Origin of the sequence: Streptomyces sp. NPDC048182 (assembly GCF_043202555.1) — a bacterium.
Taxonomy (GTDB): Bacteria; Actinomycetota; Actinomycetes; order Streptomycetales; family Streptomycetaceae; genus Streptomyces.
Window position 1 is genome coordinate 108869 of the sequence record NZ_JBIDAQ010000013.1, and the last position, 18447, is coordinate 127315.

At 73.9% G+C, this 18447-nt stretch carries 18 protein-coding genes; 8 read left to right on the forward strand and 10 right to left on the reverse strand.

Annotated elements, in window-relative coordinates; translation table 11 throughout:
- The 3 genes from ACGFZL_RS24170 (at nt 1) to ACGFZL_RS24180 (ending at nt 3608) form a co-directional block, all read left to right on the forward strand.
- Nucleotides 1–966, forward strand: a complete 966-nt coding sequence (locus ACGFZL_RS24170; protein ID WP_355171769.1) for a sugar ABC transporter permease — start codon at nt 1–3, stop codon at nt 964–966.
- Nucleotides 963–1844 carry a carbohydrate ABC transporter permease gene (locus ACGFZL_RS24175; protein ID WP_393694619.1) on the forward strand — a complete coding sequence of 294 codons (882 nt, stop codon included), beginning with the start codon at nt 963–965 and terminating at the stop codon, nt 1842–1844. Before ACGFZL_RS24170 ends, ACGFZL_RS24175 begins: the two co-directional genes overlap by 4 nt.
- Before the next feature lie 174 nt (nt 1845–2018).
- Entirely contained in the window at nt 2019–3608 is a 1590-nt protein-coding gene (locus tag ACGFZL_RS24180) for a glycoside hydrolase family 13 protein (protein WP_355171765.1), read from the forward strand.
- Nucleotides 3609–3630: 22 nt separating this feature from the next.
- Here ACGFZL_RS24180 and ACGFZL_RS24185 read toward each other — a convergent pair whose 3' ends face one another.
- Nucleotides 3631–4044: an SRPBCC family protein gene (locus tag ACGFZL_RS24185; protein ID WP_393694621.1), complete on the reverse strand. Its 414-nt coding sequence runs from the start codon at nt 4042–4044 to the stop codon at nt 3631–3633.
- A gap of 216 nt (nt 4045–4260) precedes the next feature.
- On the opposite strand from ACGFZL_RS24185, the gene ACGFZL_RS24190 reads away from it, so the two are divergent.
- Together ACGFZL_RS24190 and ACGFZL_RS24195 are read left to right on the forward strand one after the other, a co-directional pair.
- Nucleotides 4261–4338: a 50S ribosomal protein bL37 gene (locus tag ACGFZL_RS24190; protein ID WP_370443954.1), complete on the forward strand. Its 78-nt coding sequence runs from the start codon at nt 4261–4263 to the stop codon at nt 4336–4338.
- Between the two features lie 206 nt (nt 4339–4544).
- A complete protein-coding gene (locus ACGFZL_RS24195) occupies nt 4545–5693 on the forward strand; it encodes a ferritin-like protein (RefSeq protein ID WP_393694623.1) in 1149 nt (382 codons plus the stop codon).
- Between the two features lie 79 nt (nt 5694–5772).
- Here the strand turns inward: ACGFZL_RS24195 and ACGFZL_RS24200 are convergent, their stop codons facing one another.
- The 8 genes from ACGFZL_RS24200 to ACGFZL_RS24235 form a co-directional block, all read right to left on the reverse strand.
- Nucleotides 5773–7071: a DUF5933 domain-containing protein gene (locus tag ACGFZL_RS24200; protein WP_393694782.1), complete on the reverse strand. Its 1299-nt coding sequence runs from the start codon at nt 7069–7071 to the stop codon at nt 5773–5775.
- A 141-nt stretch (nt 7072–7212) separates the two neighbouring features.
- Nucleotides 7213–7773 (reverse strand): cysteine hydrolase family protein, encoded by a 561-nt coding sequence (locus ACGFZL_RS24205; protein ID WP_393694625.1) that lies wholly within the window; start codon nt 7771–7773, stop codon nt 7213–7215.
- Nucleotides 7774–7820: 47 nt separating this feature from the next.
- Nucleotides 7821–9230, reverse strand: a complete 1410-nt coding sequence (locus ACGFZL_RS24210) for an MFS transporter (RefSeq protein ID WP_393694627.1) — start codon at nt 9228–9230, stop codon at nt 7821–7823.
- A complete protein-coding gene (locus ACGFZL_RS24215; protein ID WP_393694629.1) occupies nt 9223–9669 on the reverse strand; it encodes a MarR family winged helix-turn-helix transcriptional regulator in 447 nt (148 codons plus the stop codon). The genes ACGFZL_RS24210 and ACGFZL_RS24215 overlap by 8 nt, the downstream gene beginning before the upstream one ends.
- A 50-nt stretch (nt 9670–9719) precedes the next feature.
- Nucleotides 9720–10556 carry a class I SAM-dependent methyltransferase gene (locus ACGFZL_RS24220; RefSeq protein WP_393694631.1) on the reverse strand — a complete coding sequence of 279 codons (837 nt, stop codon included), beginning with the start codon at nt 10554–10556 and terminating at the stop codon, nt 9720–9722.
- Nucleotides 10557–10663: 107 nt separating this feature from the next.
- A complete protein-coding gene (locus ACGFZL_RS24225) occupies nt 10664–11248 on the reverse strand; it encodes a helix-turn-helix domain-containing protein (protein ID WP_393694633.1) in 585 nt (194 codons plus the stop codon).
- A 61-nt stretch (nt 11249–11309) separates the two neighbouring features.
- On the reverse strand, nt 11310–12278 hold the full coding sequence (locus ACGFZL_RS24230; protein ID WP_393694635.1) for a LysR family transcriptional regulator: 969 nt from the start codon (nt 12276–12278) through the stop codon (nt 11310–11312).
- Nucleotides 12279–12720: 442 nt separating this feature from the next.
- On the reverse strand, nt 12721–13173 hold the full coding sequence (locus ACGFZL_RS24235; protein ID WP_393694637.1) for a hypothetical protein: 453 nt from the start codon (nt 13171–13173) through the stop codon (nt 12721–12723).
- Nucleotides 13174–13291: 118 nt separating this feature from the next.
- Here ACGFZL_RS24235 and ACGFZL_RS24240 point away from each other — a divergent pair, with 118 nt between their 5' ends.
- The 3 genes from ACGFZL_RS24240 (at nt 13292) to ACGFZL_RS24250 (ending at nt 17212) form a co-directional block, all read left to right on the forward strand.
- Nucleotides 13292–14959, forward strand: coding sequence for a chitinase (locus ACGFZL_RS24240; protein WP_393694639.1), 1668 nt, complete (start codon nt 13292–13294; stop codon nt 14957–14959).
- A gap of 130 nt (nt 14960–15089) precedes the next feature.
- Nucleotides 15090–15797, forward strand: coding sequence for a response regulator transcription factor (locus tag ACGFZL_RS24245; RefSeq protein WP_393694641.1), 708 nt, complete (start codon nt 15090–15092; stop codon nt 15795–15797).
- A complete protein-coding gene (locus ACGFZL_RS24250; protein ID WP_393694643.1) occupies nt 15794–17212 on the forward strand; it encodes an ATP-binding protein in 1419 nt (472 codons plus the stop codon). The genes ACGFZL_RS24245 and ACGFZL_RS24250 overlap by 4 nt, the downstream gene beginning before the upstream one ends.
- On the opposite strand, the gene ACGFZL_RS24255 is transcribed toward ACGFZL_RS24250, so the two are convergent.
- Nucleotides 17185–18444 (reverse strand): DUF1501 domain-containing protein, encoded by a 1260-nt coding sequence (locus ACGFZL_RS24255; protein WP_393694645.1) that lies wholly within the window; start codon nt 18442–18444, stop codon nt 17185–17187. The genes ACGFZL_RS24250 and ACGFZL_RS24255 overlap by 28 nt on opposite strands.
- Nucleotides 18445–18447: the final 3 nt, after the last annotated feature.

Below are 18447 nucleotides of genomic sequence, written 5' to 3' on the forward strand. Positions count from 1 at the left end.
GTGACCAAGACGGCTGAACGCCCCGTGCGGACCGCCAAGACGCCGACGCCGCCGGGGGCCCGCCCCCCGGCGGCGGCCGGCCGGGAGCTGCGCCGCCGCCGCCTCACCGACCAGGTCCGCGCGTACGGCTTCCTGATCGGCGGCCTGCTCTGCTTCGCGCTGTTCTCCTGGTACCCGGCGCTGCGCGCGGTGGTGATCTCCTTCCAGAAGTACACGCCCGGCTCCGACCCCGAGTGGGTCGGCTGGGCCAACTTCGACCAGGTCTGGCACGACCCGGAGTTCGCCGACGCCTGGCGCAACACGCTCACCTTCACGGTCCTCGCCCTGCTCATCGGCTTCGCCGTGCCCTTCGTACTCGCGCTGGTGCTGAACGAACTGCGCCACGCCCGCGCCTTCTTCCGCGTGGTCGTCTACCTGCCGGTGATGATCCCGCCGGTGGTCAGCGCCCTGCTGTGGAAGTGGTTCTACGATCCGGGGGCCGGCCTCGCCAACGAGGTGCTGCGCGCGGTGCACCTGCCCACCTCGAACTGGTCCAACGGCGCCGACACCGCACTGGTCTCCCTGGTCATCGTCGCCACCTGGGCCAACATGGGCGGCACCGTCCTCGTCTACCTGGCCGCCCTGCAGTCGATCCCCGGCGAGCTGTACGAGGCCGCCGAACTCGACGGCGCCAACCTCCTCCAGCGGGTGCGGCACGTGACGATCCCGCAGACCCGGTTCGTCATCCTCATGCTGATGCTCCTGCAGATCATCGCCACCATGCAGGTGTTCACCGAACCGTTCGTCATCACCGGCGGCGGCCCGGAGAACTCCACCGTGACGATCCTGTACCTGATCTACAAGTACGCCTTCCTCTACAACGACTTCGGCGGCGCCTGCGCGCTGAGCGTCATGCTCCTGGTCCTGCTCGGCGCCTTCTCCGCCCTCTACCTGAGGCTCACCCGCTCCGACGGGGAGGACGCATGAGCAGCACCCCGCGCACCCTGATCTCCCCGGCCACCCTCGCCCGCCGGCGCGGGAAGACGGCGTACTGGACGGTGTTCACCGCCGTGGTGGTGCTGTTCGCGCTGGCCTTCCTCTTCCCGGTGTACTGGATGGCCACCAGCGCCCTGAAGTCGCCGGACGAGGTCACCCGCACCCCGCCCACCCTGTTCCCCGACGACTGGCACCTCTCCGGGTACTCCGACGCCTGGGACCAGATGGACCTGCCGACCCACCTGGTCAACACCCTGGTCCAGGCCGTCGGCGCGTGGGTCTTCCAGCTGGTGCTGTGCACGGCCGCCGCCTACGCCCTGTCCAAGCTGAAGCCGGCCTTGGGCAAGGTGATCCTGGCCGGCATCCTGGCCACGCTGATGGTCCCGGCGCAGGCGCTGGTCGTGCCGAAGTACCTCACCGTCGCCGACCTGCCCTTCATCCACACCAACCTGCTCAACGACCCGCTGGCCATCTGGCTGCCGGCCGTCGCCAACGCCTTCAACCTCTACCTGCTCAAACGCTTCTTCGACCAGATACCCCGCGACGTCCTGGAGGCCGCCGACATCGACGGCGCCGGCAAGCTGCGCGTCCTGTGGTCGATCGTGCTGCCCATGTCCCGCCCGGTCCTCGGCGTGGTGTCGATCTTCGCCCTGGTCGCCGTCTGGCAGGACTTCCTGTGGCCGCTGATGGTCTTCTCCGACACCGACAAGCAGCCGATCAGCGTCGCCCTGGTCCAGCTCTCGCAGAACCTGCCCCTGACCGTCCTCATCGCCGCCATGGTGATCGCCAGCATCCCCATGGTCGCCCTGTTCCTCGTCTTCCAGCGGCACATCATCGCCGGCATCAGCGCGGGCAGCACCAAGGGCTGAGCCGGCTCCCGAGCCGGCCGCCTCCCCGTCCTGCGCGCCGCCGCCTCCGTCCCACATCCATGTCCCCGCCGGCGGAGGCGGCGGCGCGCAGCACCGCGCCGCACCCCCTATCCAGCCCGGCTCCCGGCCCCGCACGGCCACGGAGCGGGACCCGCATGCCCGAAAGGAACTCCCATGGACGCGGCCGACGAGCAGTGGTGGCGCTCCGCCGTCATCTACCAGGTGTACGTGCGCAGCTTCGCCGACGCCGACGGGGACGGCACCGGCGACCTCGCGGGCGTGCGCGCCAGGCTGCCCTACCTGGCCGGGCTCGGCGTGGACGCCCTGTGGTTCACCCCGTGGTACCTGTCCCCGCTGAAGGACGGCGGCTACGACGTCGCCGACTACCGCACCATCGACCCGGCCTTCGGTACCCTCGCCGAGGCCGAGAAGCTCATCGCGGAGGCTCGCGAGCTGGGCATCCGCACCATCGTGGACATCGTCCCGAACCACGTCTCCGACCAGCACCCCTGGTTCCGCGCCGCCCTCGCCGCCGGACCCGGCAGCCCCGAGCGCGAGCTGTTCCACTTCCGCCCCGGACGCGGCGCCGACGGCGAACTGCCGCCCAACGAGTGGCCGTCGGAGTTCCCCGGCGCCGCCACCTGGACCCGGGTGCCGGACGGCGAGTGGTACCTGCACCTGTTCACCCCCGAGCAGCCCGACCTCAACTGGGCCCACCCGGCGGTGCGCCAGGAGCACGAGGAGATCCTGCGCTTCTGGTTCGACCGGGGCACGGCGGGCGTCCGGATCGACTCGGCGGCGCTGCTGGTGAAGGACCCCGAGCTGCCGGACTTCGTCGCGGGCCGCGACCCGCACCCCTTCGTCGACCGCGACGAGCTGCACGACGTCTACCGCTCCTGGCGGGCCATCGCCGACGAGTACGGCGCCGTCTTCGTCGGCGAGGTCTGGCTCCCCGACACCGAGCGCTTCACCCGCTACCTGCGCCCCGACGAGCTGCACACCGCGTTCAACTTCGACTTCATGACCCGCCCCTGGGACGCGGCCGAGCTGCGCGCCTCCATCGAGGGCACCCTCGGCGAGCACGCCGGCATCGGCGCGCCGGCCACCTGGGTGCTGTGCAACCACGACGTGACCCGCACGGTCACCCGCTACGGCCGGACCGAGTCCGGCTTCTCCTTCGCCGCAAAGCGCTTCGGCACCCCCACCGACCCGGCCCTGGGCACCCGCCGCGCCCGCGCCGCCGCCCTGCTCTCCCTCGCCCTGCCCGGCGCCGTCTACCTCTACCAGGGCGAGGAACTGGGCCTGCCCGAGGCCGACATCCCGCTGGAGCGCATCCAGGACCCGATGCACGCCCGCTCCGGCGGCACCGACCCGGGGCGCGACGGCTGCCGCGTCCCGCTGCCCTGGACGGCCGACGCGCCGCACGCCGGCTTCGGCGGCGAGCCCTGGCTGCCCCAGCCGCCCGGCTGGGCCGCGTACGCCGCGGACGGCCAGGCCGCCGACCCGCAGTCCATGCTCAGCCTCTACCGCGAGGCGATCCGCCTGCGTGGCACCCAGCCCGGCTTCGGCGACGGGCCGCTGCGGTGGCTGGACGCCCCCGAGGCGGTACTGGCCTTCGCCCGGCCGGGCGGCCTGGTCTGCGTCGTCAACACCGGCGCCGACCCCACGGCACTGCCCGCCCACACCGCCGTCCTGCTCACCAGCGGGCCGCTGGACGAGGAGGGCCGGCTGCCCCGGGACACCGCGGCCTGGCTGCTGAACTGAACCGGCGGCCGGGGCGGCCGGTTCAGTGCTCGGCGCTCTCCACCGCGTGCTTGATGCCGCGCAGCGTCTCCTGGAGGCCGTCGTCCACCTGGCCGCCCTCCACCCGCTCGGTGTGCAGGTCCACCGTCAGGCGGGAGGTGCCGGCGGTGTCCCCGGCGTCGACGTGCAGGCGGCCGTGGTAGTCGTGCGGCCCCGGGGCGCCCCACTCGAGGCTCTTGCCCTGTTCCAGGACGCGGATCCAGGCCTCGCTGGTGACGTCCTGCTCCGGGGCGTCGGGCGGGTCGATGTGGGCGGTGACGGTGACGCGGTCGCCGTCGTGGGGGCGCGCGGCCGTCAGGCGCGGCATGTAGGAGGGGAGGTTCTTGACGTCGGCGAGGTACGCGAAGAGCCGGTCGGCGGGAACGTCCACCGTGATCGCGTTGTCGTAGTCACCCATGGGAACGGGGGTTCCCTGGGGCGGCGCCGCCCTAACGCCGCCGCGCCGCCCACCACCCGGGCAGCGGCTGTGCGTCAACGGCACCGTGACCGGCGCCACCCGATCGGGTCCGCCCGGTGGCGTTTGCCACCCCGCGACTTCGGCAAGGTGCTCTCCTGACCCCGGGAGGCGACTCCCGGGTCGGAGACCGGCAGCAACGGAGCAGAGGAGGCTTCCATGTCCTCGAAACGACGACGCAAGAAGAAGGCCCGCCGCAAGAACGGCGCGAACCACGGCAGCCGTCCGCAGAGCTGAGGCGGACCGGCAGGAGGCGGGGGGGGGCGGCGCGCCCCCCCCCCCCCCCTCCGCGTTCCCCGGGCCGCCGGTTAGGGCCGACCGGGTGGGGGATGACGGCCGCGCTGCCGCGTGCCGCAGGTGAGCGCCGTGATCGCTGCTAGTTTCGCCAGCCGCCGGAGATTCCGGACGCCTCGCTCCCGAGGCGCAGGCATGGCTGTGGAGGCATGGTGACTGGTGTGCGCGAGGAACCGTCCGGGTCGAAGACCCCGCTCGGGCGCAGGACCTTCGTGGCGTCGGCGGTCCTGACGGCGACGGCACCCGCCGCGGTCGCCGCCCCGGCCCGGGCGGCCGCGCTGCCCGGCGACGGCTGCACCGCCGCCTCCGGTTGCTCGTCGGTGGCGCGGCTGCTGGCCGTCCCGCACGCCGGCCGTGACGTCGGCTGGCTCCGCGACGCCCTCCAGGTGGCCGTCGAGCTGGAGCTCGCCACCCTGCCCCCTTACCTGTGCGCGTGGTGGTCCATCGAGGACCGAGGCAGCCACGCCGCCCGGCTGATCCGGCGCATCATCGGCGACGAGATGTTCCACATGGGCGTGGTGTGCAACCTGCTGGTGGCGGTCGGCGGCCGACCGAGGATCAGCGCCGCGGCCCCGTCCTACCCCGGCCCGCTGCCCGGCGGCGTGCGCAGCGGCGTCAACGTCTACCTCTCCGGGCTGACCAGGTCCTTCGTGCACGACGTGATGATGGCGATCGAGGCGCCCGAGGAGCCGCTCGCCCGCGACACCCGCGACGCGCCCACCATCGGCGAGTTCTACGACGACCTGCTCGACGCCTTCCGGTCCGCCTCGCCCGACCTCACCACCCGCGGCCAGCTCTCCGAGCGCATCGGCGCCGACCAGCTCAAGCCGGTGGGCAGCCTCGACGGCGTCGAGGAGGCGATCGGCATCATCAAGGAGCAGGGCGAGGGCACCACCAGCTCCCCGGAGGACGCCTTCGGCGACGACCACCCGGCCCACTACTACGCCTTCGGCGAGATCTACCACGGACGGCAGCTGCGCGAGGAGGACGGCGTCTGGAAGTTCACCGGCGCGGCCGTGCCCTTCCCCGCGGCCCGGCCGATGGCCCGCGTCCCCTCCGGCGGCTGGCCGCACCCCGCGAAGCAGGTCGCGACGCTCCTCGACCGCTTCGACACCGCCTACGCCGAAGTGCTCGGCAGCCTCGAACACGCCTGGGACGGCGGCGGCGCGCGCGCCCTCGGCACGGCCGTGCGCCAGATGCGCGGCCTGGAGACCCCGGCGGTCCAGCTGATGGAGACCACCATCCCGGACGCCCCCGGCAACTACGGCCCGCAGTTCCGCCCGCCGGCAGCCGGCTGACGTCCCGCCCCAGCCGCCCTCGCCGCCGCCGCTCGGCGCCGTCCGTCCTCCGGCACGCGCTCGCGCGCGGCCCGTGCGCTCAGACGAGCTCCGGCTGCGGCTCCGGGGAGCGCGGGCCGGGCAGCGTCGGCGCCGACGCGGGGTCGACGGACCTGGTGGTCCGCACATATCCGTGGATCACCGAGCCCATCGCCAGGAGGAGCAGCGGACCGCACACCCACGGATGCGCGGCCAGCTGGACCGGCAGCCAGCGGTACGCCACCAGGAGCGCGGTGAAGACCACCGCGCCGTGGGCGACCAGCTGGATGCTCGACCGGTCCCAGCCCTGCGCGAGCGCCCGCATCGCCACGTCGATCGTCAGCGCGAACACCACGCCGGCGATCAGGTCCGTGCCGTAGTGGTAGCCGAAGCCCAGCGTCGCGGCGAGGGTGGCGACCAGCCAGAAGGTGCCCGCGTACCGCAGCGGCCTGGACCCCTTGCGGGAGTGCAGGAACAGGGTGACCGCCCAGGCCGTGTGCAGGCTGGGCATGCAGTTGCGCGGGGTGATCTGGTCGTAGAGCACGGGGTGCGGGGTGCCGATCCGCGGCAGGACGTGCGGCCAGATGTCGGCGATCGCCCAGCCCTCGCCGCCCGTCCCGAAGGCGCCGGTGCTGTAGACGAAGACCGGTCCGACGACCGGGAAGACCATGTAGATGGCCGGCCCGAGCAGCCCGATGGCCAGGAAGGTCCGCACCAGGTGGTGACCGGGGAAGCGGCGCTCGACCGCCACGTTGCGCAGCTGGTACAGCGCGGTGACGGCGGCGGCCAGCGGGAGCTGGCTGTAGACCAGGTGCAGGATGTGGTAGCCGACCGGTCCGGTGGCCTCGACGATCCGGCCCGCCACCCACGACGGGTTTCCCAGCGCCCGGTCGGCGGTCGCCACATACAGGTCGAGCACCTCCGGGCGGGTCTTCGACGTGATGAGCAGCCAGGTGTCACCGATCTTGTGCCCGGCCACCAGGAGCAGCCCGAGGCCGACGCCCTTGAGCAGCAGCAGCCGCTCCGGCCCGGTGCGGCGGGTGACGGCGATGACGGCACAGCCCAGGACCACCCACAGCGCGCCGTTGCCGAAGTTCGGGGCGGCGCCGACGATCAGCCGCATCACACCGAAGGCGGCGTCGATGCCGACCGCGGTGCCGAGCGCGATCCACCGCTGCCGCCAGGTGAGCACCACCATCGTCAGCGCCAGACCGCCGTAGAGCAGCGGCCCCGACTTGGGCGCCCAGATCACCTCCCGTGCCTGGTTGGTGATCGGCCCCCGCAGGCCGTAGTGGTGCGCGACGACCTCCAGCACGACGAGGAAGGCGAGCGTGACCACGCCGACCGCCGTCCACAGCAGGGCACGACCGCTCATCCGCGGGGATATGGATACGGGTATAGGGGTTTTCAATTGTCTGGGCCCAATTTGTAGATGTCGGACAATCGGGCGATCGGGGTGATCGTCGTGAGCCCGAACATGCTAACGGCAAGCTCGGGCAGGTCACACCGGTCGGAGTTCCGCCGCCGCCCATTCCTCGGTGGTGAAGACGTCACCGCGGCGGGCGAGGATCCCGTCGAGCAGCACGCGATGCAGGGCGGGGTCCGGATCGGCGCAGGCGTCGGACAGGACGGTCACCCGGTAGTCGAGGTCGATGGCCTGGAGGGCGGTGGACAGCACGATCCCGCTCGTGGCGACCCCGGCCAGGACGAGGTGCCCGACGTCCTGGGCGGCGAGTATCTGGTGGAGGTCGTTGCCGGCGAAGGCGCTGACACGGTTCTTGTACACGACCGTCTCGCCGTCCCGCGGACCGGCGTCGGGGTGGATGGCGGCACCCGGGTCGTCCGCGGTGAAGAGGTGGTGCGGCAGGGCGCCGAAGATCTTGTTGCGCGGATGGGCGTCGACGTGCCCCGGCCGCAGCCGCAGGGCCACGTGCACGACCGGCACCTCGGCGGCGCGGGCCGTCTCCAGCGCCCGGGCGGCGCGGGTGAGGTAGCCGTCGTCCGTGATGTGGGCCAGGTGACCGCGCTGGAGGTCCATGGCGAGAAGGGCGGTGCGGGACATGGGTGTGCCTTTCCGTGGGGCTTCCGTGGTGCTGGTACTGGTGGCGCTCACGCCGCCGGCGGTGTGCCGGCGCGGCGCAGGCCGCGGTCGAGGACCGTGATCAGGAGGAACAGGACGCCCGCGGCGAGCATGATCCAGGCCAGCTGGTGCATGCCGTCCGTGCCGGCGTGCGGGCCGAAGGAGGCGGCGGTGGTGGCGGAGGCCACCATCGAACCCAGGTAGGCGAAGGTGCGCAGCAGGCCGGCCGAGGAGCCGGTGCGCTCGGGATCGGCCTGGTGGTACACGGAGTTCTGCAGCGCCAGGCTGTTCAGCCCCTGCGGCACGCCGAAGACCAGGGCGAGGACGAGCAGCAGCCACACCGGGCTGTCGGCGGTCAGGGTCAGCATCAGCAGGCAGGCGGCGATCTGACCGACGGCACCGATGAGGAGCTTGCCCCGCACCGCCTTGCGGCGCCCGGTGACCAGGGAGACGACGATCGCCATGAGGAACATCGGGATCTGCACGAGGCCCGCGTGGAAGGGGGAGAGGCCGTAGCCCTCCTCGGTCCACTGGGTGAAGCCGTACAGGAACGCGTACGAGACGACGTAGGCCACCAGCGCGCGCCCGTAGGTGGCCAGCAGCGGCGCGTTGCCGGCCAGCACGCGCAGGTCTATGAACGGCGTCCCGGCCCGCAGTTCGCGCACCGCGAAGCCCGCTCCGGCGACGGCGGTGATCAGCAGCAGGTACCAGCTGCTCGGGCGCAGGTTCATCAGGAACAGCAGCAGCGACAGCAGCGTGGCGGCGAACAGCGCCATGCCGGGCAGGTCGAGCTGCGCGGCCAGGCGCCCGTGCCGTGGCGACGCCCCGGTCCCGGCCCCCTTGGGCAGCCGCAGGCCGAGCAGCACCGCGGCCACCGAGAGCGGGACGTTGAGCGCGAAGGTGGACCGCCAGCCGCCCAGCCCGATCAGCAGGCCGCCGAGGAGCGGGCCGATCACCGCGACGGTCTGGTTCGCCACCGCCAGCGCGGTCAGCACGCCCGCCGGGTTGTCCTGCCCGGTGCGCCGCCCCTCGCTGCGCACCAGCGCCATGGCGGCCGGATACCCGGCGCAGGTGCCGAAGCCGAGCAGCACGCGCGACGCGATCAGCACCCCGAGGTTCGGCGCCGTGGTCCCGACGACGCCCGCCACGCCGACGAGCGCGGTGCTCACCAGGAAGAGGCGGCGGGGCCCGAAGAGGTCGATCAGCCGTCCCACGACCGGCTGGCCGAGGGCGGTGGCCAGGTACAGCGCCGACACCAGCCAGGCGGTCCGCGACGGCGGCGCGCCCAGCGCCGAGCCGATGGGGACCAGGGCGACCGCGATGATCGTGGAGTTGACCGGGTTCAGCACCGAGCCGAGCATCATCGGCGGGATCAGCCGGCGGTCGAAACGCGTCTCCGGCCGCTCTCCCTGCCGCGTGGCGGTGTCCCCGTCAGTCATGGGTCAGCCGCTCCAGTACGGCCATCGCCGCGAGGACGGTCTGCCGCTCCTCCTCCGTGCACCTGTCCCGCAGCCGCCCGGCGAGCCACTCGCCCCGCGCCTGCCGGTCCTCCTCGGCCCGGTGCCGGCCACCCGGCGTCAGGGCGATCAGCAGGCGCCGCCCGTCGGAGGGATCCGGGCGCCGCTCCACCAGCCCGAGGCCGGTCAGCGCGGTGACCGTCGAGGCCATCGACTGGTGCCGTACCCCTTCGGCGGCGGCGAGGTCGCTGGTCGACAGCCCCTCGCCGGCGGTGAGCCGCGCCAGCACCGCCGCCTGCGCCTGCGTGAGGTCATCGGCGGCGGAGGCGGCGCGGATACGGCGCCTCAGCCGGCTGATCACGGACCGCACCGCCTGCGAGCCCTGGACGGCCGACGGCGGGGAGTGGGGGGTCACTTCCATGCCCCCTACAGTAATTCCCTCAGCTCAAACTGTCCAGGTTGCCTGTATAACTAGCTTCGGCGCCGGGCGGCCCAGACGGTGCGCTCGGTGCGTACCACGAGGTCGTCGCGGTGCAGGACGCTCTGCGGTCCCGCGGTGTCGAGCAGTCGGTCCAGGGCGGCCAGATCGTCCGGCGCGAGCGCGTCGGCGACGGCGCTCCGCAGGCGCCGCAGGCCGCCGAGGGCGTAGCGGCCGACCGCCTCGTCCCGGGAGCCCTCGACGCGGATGTCCAGGGTGCGCTCGCCCTCGACCGTGAACCCGGCGGCGGTCAGCAGCGGCCCCCAGTCGGCGCCGCGATGGGGCAGCCGGGCGTTGTGCGCGGCGTCGCCCGCCGCGTGGCAGCGCTCCTCCAGGCCGGGCCGGTCCGCGGGGGCGTCCGCGGGCAGGAACCGCGGGAAGCCGGCCATCTCGACCACCGCGAGCAGCCCGCCGGGCGCCATGGCGTCGTGGACCCGGCGGATGGTGCGGACCGGGTCGGCCATGTGATGCAGCGAGGCCGACGCCCACACCAGGTCGGGTGTGCCGAGGTCGGGCCAGTCGTCGCCGTCGAGGTCGGCCTGGACGGCGCGGACGCGGTCCTCCACCCCGTGGGCGCACGCCTTCTCGCGCAGCCGCTGGAGATGGACCGCGGAGGAGTCGACGGCGCTGACGCGGGCCTCGGGAAAGCGGTCGAGCAGGGCGAAGGTGCCGGCCCCCGTGCCGCAGCCCAGGTCGACGATGTGCCGCGGGCCGGCCTCCAGGGGCAGCCAGGCGGTGATCGACGCGGTGTGGTCGGCGAGGACCTCGGCGTCCAGGTCCAGGACCTCCGCCAGGTCGCCGGCGCCGTCGTGGTGGTGTGCGTGGTTCATGGCGCCACCGTAGACCTGTGCTGCGTCAGGAGCACGAACCCTTGCCGGATCGGCACACCATTGCCCGTGCGGGCTGCCGATCACGCAAGCCCGGCGGCTCGGGCCCGTCAGACGGGCTCGCGGCCTCCCTCGCCGCGCTGGTGTCCCCGCCGGGCGTCGCGGTCGAAGATGCCGAGGACCTCGCAGGGACCGCCCTCGGCCCCGATCGCGTGCGGGAGCATCGTGGGGAACTCCGCCGCCTGGTTGGTCTCCACACGCAGGCGGCGGTTGCCCAGCAGCAGGATCGCGGTGCCGGACAGCACGACGAGCCACTCACGCCCCGGGTGGGCCCGCAGGCGGGCCGGGCTGTCGGGCGGCGGGTCGGTCATCCGCTGGCGCACCACGGTCATGCCTGGTTCGGCCTTGAGCGGCCACCGCAGCTGGCCGCGGGCCGCGTCGATCACCGGACTGACGATCACGTCGTCCGCGCCGGTCTCCACCAGCTGGTCGAGCGTGGTGTCCAGGGCCCGGGCCAGGGTGACCAGGCTGTCCAGGGCCAGCCGGCGCCGGCCGGTCTCGATGCGGCTGAGCGTGGACTGGCTGATCCGGGCCCGGGCCGCCAGCTCCTCCAGGGACCACCCCTGGGCCAGCCGCAGCGCTCGGATCCGCTTGCGGACCAGGGCGTCGAGGTCGTCATCGTCGTCGTGCGTCACGGGCGCCAGGGTATGCCGCGACCGCCGCCGCCATGCGGCGCACCGAGGCTTGGCCGACGGCCTACGCCCTGAGGGCGCCGGCTTCCCCGGCGTCCTGCGCCGCCCTCGTCGCCCACGACGGGCGCCAGACCTCGCCGGGGAGCCCCGGCAGGCTCTCCAGGTGCGTGACCAGGTCGCGCAGACCGGGGTGCGGGTCGGCGCGGGGGAGCAGGAGGGAGAGGGGATAGGCGAGCGTCGGGCCCGCCACCGGGATGCGGCGCAGGTCGTGGTGGGCCGGCCAGAGGTACCGGTCCCGCGCCCCCACCAGCGTGGCCACGTCCGCGGACTCCGCGAGGGTGTCCAGCAGCACCTCGTCCCCGAAGTTCGGCCCCGCCGCGTCCACCCGCAGGTCGAAGGCCGCGGCGAGCTGGTCGTAGAACTCCGCCCACTCGCTGCCCGGCGCGATGCCCGGCACCCAGATCCGGTGGCCGCGCAGCCGCGCCGGGGTCACCCGCCGCGCGGCGGCGAGCGGGTGCCGGGGGCCGACGAGCAGTTCCAGGGGCGAGTCGAAGGCGTGGATCATCCGGACGTCGTCGGGCAGCGCGGCCGGGTCGGTCTGGGTGCGGAAAGAGGCGTCGACCTCGCCCGACCGCACGGCGGCGACCGGCACGGCCGGGTCGTTCACCCGGAGCGTCACCACGTCCAGATCGGTGCCCGGCCGCGACCGCCAGTAGTCGTGCAGCACCACCGCCTGCGCGCTGCGCAGACCGAGGACGTCGATCCGCAGGGCCCGCGACCCCGGCCGGACCGCGGTGAGGGCGCGGTCGACACCCGCGACGACGTCCCGCGCGTGCGGCAGGAACGCCTGGCCGTCGAGGGTCAGTTCGACCCCGCGGGGGGTGCGGGTGAACAGGCGGACCTCCAGTTCGCGCTCCAGGGCGGCGATCCGCTTGGAGACCGCCTGCTGCGTCACGCCCAGCTCGTCGGCGGCCTGCCGCACCTGCCCGAGCTCGGCCGCCCGGACGAACGAACGCAGCGCCTCGGTGTCCACCCGTGCATCCTAGGGGGCGTCTCCGGGACGCGATCGCGGACGTGTTCGCCGAGCGTCTGACTGCTGACCTCGGCCTCCGCCGAGCTCGCCGGTCCGAGCCGGCGGGTGAGCGTGACGGCGCGGACCCCGCCGGGCAGCCCGCGCACCGTCCGCGTCTCCCCGCGCGCGTCCACCGCGCAGGCCACACCCTTCTCTCCATCGGTTCCGGGCAGCGGAGCACGGGCGTCAGCGCGGGGCGCACGGCGAGACCGACGTACGCCGTCGCGTCCGGCCGGGCGGCGCGGTAGTCGACGCCGAAGGAGGCGGGGCCGACCGTCGCGCGCGAGAGCGCCATACCGGGCGGCGCGGCGCCCAGGTACAGCAGCTCCGGATGCTCCCGGTACCGCGCGACCTCCGCCGCGTGCTCCCGCTCCCGCGCCTGCGCCGGACCGGCGAAGCCGTCCTAGGCCACCGCGAGCGCCGGCGCGCCGAGCCCGGCCGACCGCACCCACCGGCTCGGCACGAAGAGCGCCGCGGCGACCGCGTACGCGGCTCCGGTCAGGGCGATCCGGACCTCGGCACTGCCCAGGCCCACGCCTCTGCTGTAGACGGCCGGCCCGAGCGCCACGCCGATCGTGCCCAGGGTGAAGACCAGGACCGCCCAGCCGAGCCGCCGCGCCGTGGTGCCGCACCACGGCACCACGGCCCGCGCCACCGTGCCCGCGAGCATCAGCATCCCCACCGCCAAGGGCACTCCCACGGCGAGCACCGGGAGTTGCACCCCGGCCCCGCCACCGGTCCAGGCCGACACCACCAGCCAGTCGTCATGGGCCGGACCCTGCCGGCGGGCGGCCCGGCGCACATGAGCGCTCCTACTCAGGTCGTCGGTGCCGCCGTCCCCGCCATTGACATGCACGGCGCAGAGCCAGTTCAGTTGGTCTAGTCCAAAGCGTGGCCGTCGGGAGAAGTTCACCCGCCGGCCCTCGCCGCGGCGTGCCCCCGTTCTCCCCGCGTGTCGAGTGAGGAGCACCCTCATGCGGAGATCCCGTCCCCTCGCCCCCACCTCCCCGAGACGGTGGCGGCGTGTCCTGGCCGCCACCGTGTCCCTGGTCGTCGCCGCCGTCGCGGCCGTGTTCGCCGGACTGGGCGCGGCCCCCAACGCCTACGCCGGCCAGTACCTCACGAACGGGGACTTCGAGTCCGGCAGCCTGTCCGGCTGGTCCTGTTCCGACGCGAGCGTCACCACCAGCGCCCCGCACTCCGGCACCCGGGCCCTGGCCGGCGCCGCCTCGGCCGCGTCCACGGCCCAGTGCGCGCAGACCGTGACCGTCACCCCGGGCACGGCCTACACGCTCTCCGCCTGGGTCAAGGGCGCCTACGTCTACCTCGGCGTCACCGGGGGAGCGAGCACCTGGACGCCGTCCACCTCGGGCGGCTGGTCCAAGCTGACCGTCGCCTTCACCGCCGGGGCGAGCCAGACCAGTGCCCAGATCTACCTCCACGGCTGGTACGGCCAGGGCACCTACTACGCGGACGACGTCGTCCTCGACGGCCCGGGCACCCCGCCACCGTCCCCGACGCCGACCAACCCCACGCCGACCCCGACCCCGACGCCCACCCCCACACCGACTCCCACGCCGACTCCGACGCCCACGCCGACTCCCACCCCGCCGCCCTCCCAGGGCCTGCCCGCGCACGCCCTCGTCGGCTACCTGCACGCCAGCTTCGCCAACGGCGCCGGCTACACCCGCATGGCCGACGTCCCCGCCTCCTGGGACGTCATCGACCTGGCCTTCGGCGAGCCCACCTCGGTGACCTCGGGCGACATCCGCTTCACCCGCTGCCCCGTCACCGAGTGCCCGACCGTGGAGAGCGACGCCGACTTCAAGGCGGCCATCAAGGCCAAGCAGGCGCAGGGCAAGAAGGTGCTCATCTCCATCGGTGGCCAGAACGGCCAGGTCCAGCTGACCACCGCCGCCGCCCGGGACGCCTTCGTCGGCTCGGTCTCGAAGATCATCGACACCTGGGGCCTGGACGGCCTCGACATCGACTTCGAGGGCCACTCCCTCTCCCTCAACACCGGCGACACCGACTTCAAGAACCCGACCACCCCGGTCGTCGTCAACCTCATCTCGGCGCTGAAGACGCTGAAGGCGAAGTACGGCTCGTCCTTCGTGCTCACCATGGCGCCCGAGACGTTCTTCGTGCAGCAGGGCTACCAGTTCTACGGCTCGGGACCCTGGGGCGGCCAGGACCCGCGCTGCGGCGCCTACCTGCCGGTCATCTACGCCCTGCGCAACGACCTGACGCTGCTGCACGTCCAGGACTACAACTCCGGTCCCATCATGGGCCTGGACAACCAGTACCACTCCATGGGCGGAGCCGACTTCCACATCGCCATGACCGACATGCTGCTGGCCGGCTTCCCCGTCGCCGGCAACACCGCCAACCGGTTCCCGGCACTCGCCCCCTCCCAGGTGGCGATCGGCATGCCCGCCACCACCAACGCCGGCAACGGGTACGTGGCGCCGGCCGAGGTCACCAAGACCCTGGACTGCCTGACCAAGGGCGCGAACTGCGGCTCGTACAGCCTGCGCGGCGGCACCCACGCCGACCTGCGCGGACTGATGACCTGGTCGGTCAACTGGGACCGGTTCGGGGGCGGGGAGTTCTCGCGGACGTTCGACGGCTACTTCGGCTGAGCCCTGAGCCCTGAGCCCTGAGCCCTGAGCCCTGAGCGCTGAGCCACCGCGACCGCACCGCACGGCCCGTTCCGGTCCCCGCCGGGGCGGGCCTCGCCCGCGCACAGGTTCGGGTGCCAGAATGCGGATCATGACGGCACCCGACGTTCCCCCCGGCACCCGCCTGCTGGTCGTGGACGACGAGCCCGCGATCCTCGACGTGCTGGCGACCTCGCTCCGCTTCCTCGGCTACGAGGTGACGGAGGCCGCCGACGGCCGGGCCGCGCTCGCGGCGGTCCGGGACACCTCCCCGCATCTCGTGCTGCTCGACGTGATGCTGCCCGACCTCGACGGCTTCGACGTGGTACGGCGGCTGCGCCAGGGCGGCTCCAAGGTGCCGGTCGTCTTCCTGACCGCCCGGGAGGACGGCGCGGACGTGGTGCGCGGCCTCGACCTCGGCGCCGACGACTACGTCACCAAGCCCTTCCGGCTGGCCGAGGTCGCCGCGCGGGTGCGCGCGGTGCTGCGCCGGCACGAGGAGCGGACCCCGCGCGGCGCGGTCCTCACCTGCGCCGACCTGGAGATCGACACCGACACCTACACCGTCCGCCGGGCCGGGCAGCGCGTCGACCTCTCGCCCACCGAGTACCGCCTGCTGCACTGCCTGCTCGAGAACACGGGCCGGGTGCTCACCCACGAGCAACTCCTCGACCACGTCTGGGAGTACAAGGACGGCGACCCCGGCGTGGTGAAGACCTACATCTCCTATCTGCGCCGCAAGCTCGACGCCCTCGGCCCCCCGCTCATCGAGACCCGCCGCGGCATCGGCTACACCCTGCGCGCCCCTGACACGCCATGAACTCCCGCCGATGGACGCGTCCCCGCTCCCTGCGCGGCCGCCTGCTGCTCTCCCTCCTCGCGCTCGCCGCCGTGGCCCTGCTCACGCTGGACACCGTGGTGTACGGGGTGCTGCGCGACTACCTGACCGACCGCACCGACACCACCCTGCGCGCGGTCCGCCAGCGGGTCGGCCGGCAGCTGACGGCCCCCGAGCCCGGCGGCTCGCTCGGCAGCGACGTCCGCGGACTGGGCGCCTCGGAGTTCTTCCTGCAACTGCGACGCCCCGACGGCACCGTGCGTGAACTGGTCCCCGGCCTCCGCGACCCCGACGCCGGACTGCCCCGCCTGCCCGACCCGTTGCCGGGGCCCGGTGGGCGGGAGCCGGTCACGGTCGGCTCCACCACGTCCGAGGGCCCCTCCTACCGGCTGCTCACCCAGCGGGTGCCCGGCCGCGGCGTCCTGGTCGCCGCCGCACCCCTCGACCAGGTCCAGGGCACGCTGCGGCGGCTCGTCCTCGTGGAAGGCGCCGCGACCGGCGGCACGCTGGTGCTGCTCGCCGCCTCCGGGCTATGGGTGGTGCGCCGCGGCCTTCGGCCCCTGGAGGCCATGGCGCGCGACGCCGACGCGATCGCCGGCGGGCGCACCGCGGGCCGGGTCGCCCCGGCGGACGAGGACACCGAGGTCGGCCGCCTGGGCCTCGCGCTCAACACGATGCTGGCCGGGCAGCAGGAGACCCAGGAGCGGCTGCGCCAGTTCGTCGCCGACGCCTCCCACGAGCTGCGCACCCCGGTCACGGCCGTGCTGGGCTACGCCGACCTCCACCACCAGGGCGCCCTCACCACCGACGAGCACCGCGAGCGGGCCATGGCCGGCATCACCGCCGAGGCACTGCGCATGCGCGGGCTCGTGGAGGACCTGCTGCTCCTCGCCCGCCTGGACAGCGTGCCCGCCGGCGAGCGACTGCCCGTCGACCTGGCCGCCGTCGCCCGGGAGGCGGCCGGCGCCGCCCGGCTCATCGACCCGGACCGGCCGCTGACCGTGCGGGCCGAGGCCGGCGCCGTGGTCCTCGGCGACGCCGGCCGGCTCCGCCGCGCGGTGGACAACCTGCTCGCCAACGTGCGCGCCCACACCCCGCCCCGGACCCCGGCGTCCGTGACGGTGCGTGCGGCGGAGGAGGCCGTGATCGAGGTCGCCGACGAGGGGCCCGGCATCCGGGCCGAGGCGCTGCCCCTGGTCTTCCACCGCTTCTACCGCGCCGACCCGGCCCGCAGCGGCGACGGCAGCGGTCTCGGCCTCGCCATCGTCCGGGCGGTCGCCGAGGCGCACGGCGGCACGGCCGTGCTGACCAGCACGGAGGGCGAGGGCACGCGCGTCGGGTTGCGCCTGCCCCGGCCCCGCCCCGGCGGTCAGACGAACGCCAGCGTCTCGTCGTAGCCGCCGAGCACCTGCCCCGGGTCGGCGTCCAGGACATTGCGCAGCAGCGTGGCGTACACCGAGCGGAAGTCCGTCGTGGTGCGCAGGTCGTCGTCCGTGAGGTCGGTCAGGCTCGGCTGCTCGCCGTAGAAGCCGCCCTTGACCGGCTCGCCCAGTACGAACACCGGCCCCGACGTGCCGTGGTCGGTGCCCTGGCTGGCGTTGGCCTTCGGGCGGCGGCCGAACTCCGAGTAGACGGCGACGACCACCTTGCGCCCTGCGGGCGTGGCGCGCACCCGCTGGAGGAAGGCGCCGAGGTCGTGGTCGAGCTGGGCGAGCAGCCGGGACTGGGTGGCCTTCTCACCGGCGTGCGTGTCGAAGCCGCCGAGGCTCACGCTGTACGCCCGGGTCGACACGCCGGCCTCGATGGCCCGGGCGACGACCTCCAACTGGGCGCCGAGGGCGCCCTGTCCGCCGGCCGACGCGCCCTTGTCGGCCTCACCGGCCGCGTCGCCCGCGTCGTCGCCCGGCTCGGCGGGGTCCTGCCGCTCCGTCTCCCGTTCCCCGCCGAAGGCCGCGGAGACCTTGGTGAGGTCGGCCAGCGAGGCACCCGCCCGCCGCAGCAGCGCGGGCTCGTCCGCGGCCACCCGCGACAGCTCCGAGCACCGGCGCCGCCACGCGTCCGGCAGCGCGGTGCCGCCCAGCCGGACGGCCGCTCCCGCGGTGGTCTCCCCGGCCATCAGCGGCGGCAGGGTCGCCCCCACCGAGACGCCCTTCAACGGGTCGCCGCCGCCGGCGTGGTCCAGCCACCGCCCCAGCCAGCCGGAGGGCAACGGGCCGGTGGGCGAGGCGGTCTGCCAGATCGCCATCGAGCGGAAGTGGCTGTGATCGGGCTTGGGATACGACACCCCGCGCACGACGGCGAGCCGCCGGTCGTCCCAGAGCTTCTTCAGGCCCTTCATCGCCGGGTTGAGCCCGAGCCCCTCGTCCAGGGGCAGCACCTCGTCCTCGCCGTAGGCCAGGTCGCCACGCAGGTCCTGGTAGTGCGAGTCGGCCGCCGGGACCAGCGTGTTGAGGCCGTCGTTGCCGCCGTACAGCGTGACCAGCACCAGGGTGGAGGCGTCGGCGTCCGGGGTGCCGGAGCCGGAGGCGAGCAGCTCGTCCACGCCCCAGGCGGTGGCCCCGGCGGCGAGGGCGACACCGCCCGCCACGCCGCTGGTGGTGAGGAACTTGCGTCGGGTCCAGGTGTCCAAGGT

What these genes read in the sequence shown, in the direction of transcription:
- ACGFZL_RS24175 (WP_393694619.1), top strand. Translation starts at nt 963, where the DNA reads ATGAGCAGCACCCCGCGCACCCTGATCTCCCCGGCCACCCTCGCCCGC.
- ACGFZL_RS24180 (WP_355171765.1), top strand. Translation starts at nt 2,019, where the DNA reads ATGGACGCGGCCGACGAGCAGTGGTGGCGCTCCGCCGTCATCTACCAG.
- ACGFZL_RS24185 (WP_393694621.1), bottom strand. Translation starts at nt 4,044, where the DNA reads ATGGGTGACTACGACAACGCGATCACGGTGGACGTTCCCGCCGACCGG.
- ACGFZL_RS24190 (WP_370443954.1), top strand. Translation starts at nt 4,261, where the DNA reads ATGTCCTCGAAACGACGACGCAAGAAGAAGGCCCGCCGCAAGAACGGC.
- ACGFZL_RS24195 (WP_393694623.1), top strand. Translation starts at nt 4,545, where the DNA reads ATGGTGACTGGTGTGCGCGAGGAACCGTCCGGGTCGAAGACCCCGCTC.
- ACGFZL_RS24205 (WP_393694625.1), bottom strand. Translation starts at nt 7,773, where the DNA reads ATGTCCCGCACCGCCCTTCTCGCCATGGACCTCCAGCGCGGTCACCTG.
- ACGFZL_RS24210 (WP_393694627.1), bottom strand. Translation starts at nt 9,230, where the DNA reads ATGACTGACGGGGACACCGCCACGCGGCAGGGAGAGCGGCCGGAGACG.
- ACGFZL_RS24215 (WP_393694629.1), bottom strand. Translation starts at nt 9,669, where the DNA reads ATGGAAGTGACCCCCCACTCCCCGCCGTCGGCCGTCCAGGGCTCGCAG.
- ACGFZL_RS24220 (WP_393694631.1), bottom strand. Translation starts at nt 10,556, where the DNA reads ATGAACCACGCACACCACCACGACGGCGCCGGCGACCTGGCGGAGGTC.
- ACGFZL_RS24240 (WP_393694639.1), top strand. Translation starts at nt 13,292, where the DNA reads ATGCGGAGATCCCGTCCCCTCGCCCCCACCTCCCCGAGACGGTGGCGG.
- ACGFZL_RS24245 (WP_393694641.1), top strand. Translation starts at nt 15,090, where the DNA reads ATGACGGCACCCGACGTTCCCCCCGGCACCCGCCTGCTGGTCGTGGAC.
- ACGFZL_RS24250 (WP_393694643.1), top strand. Translation starts at nt 15,794, where the DNA reads ATGAACTCCCGCCGATGGACGCGTCCCCGCTCCCTGCGCGGCCGCCTG.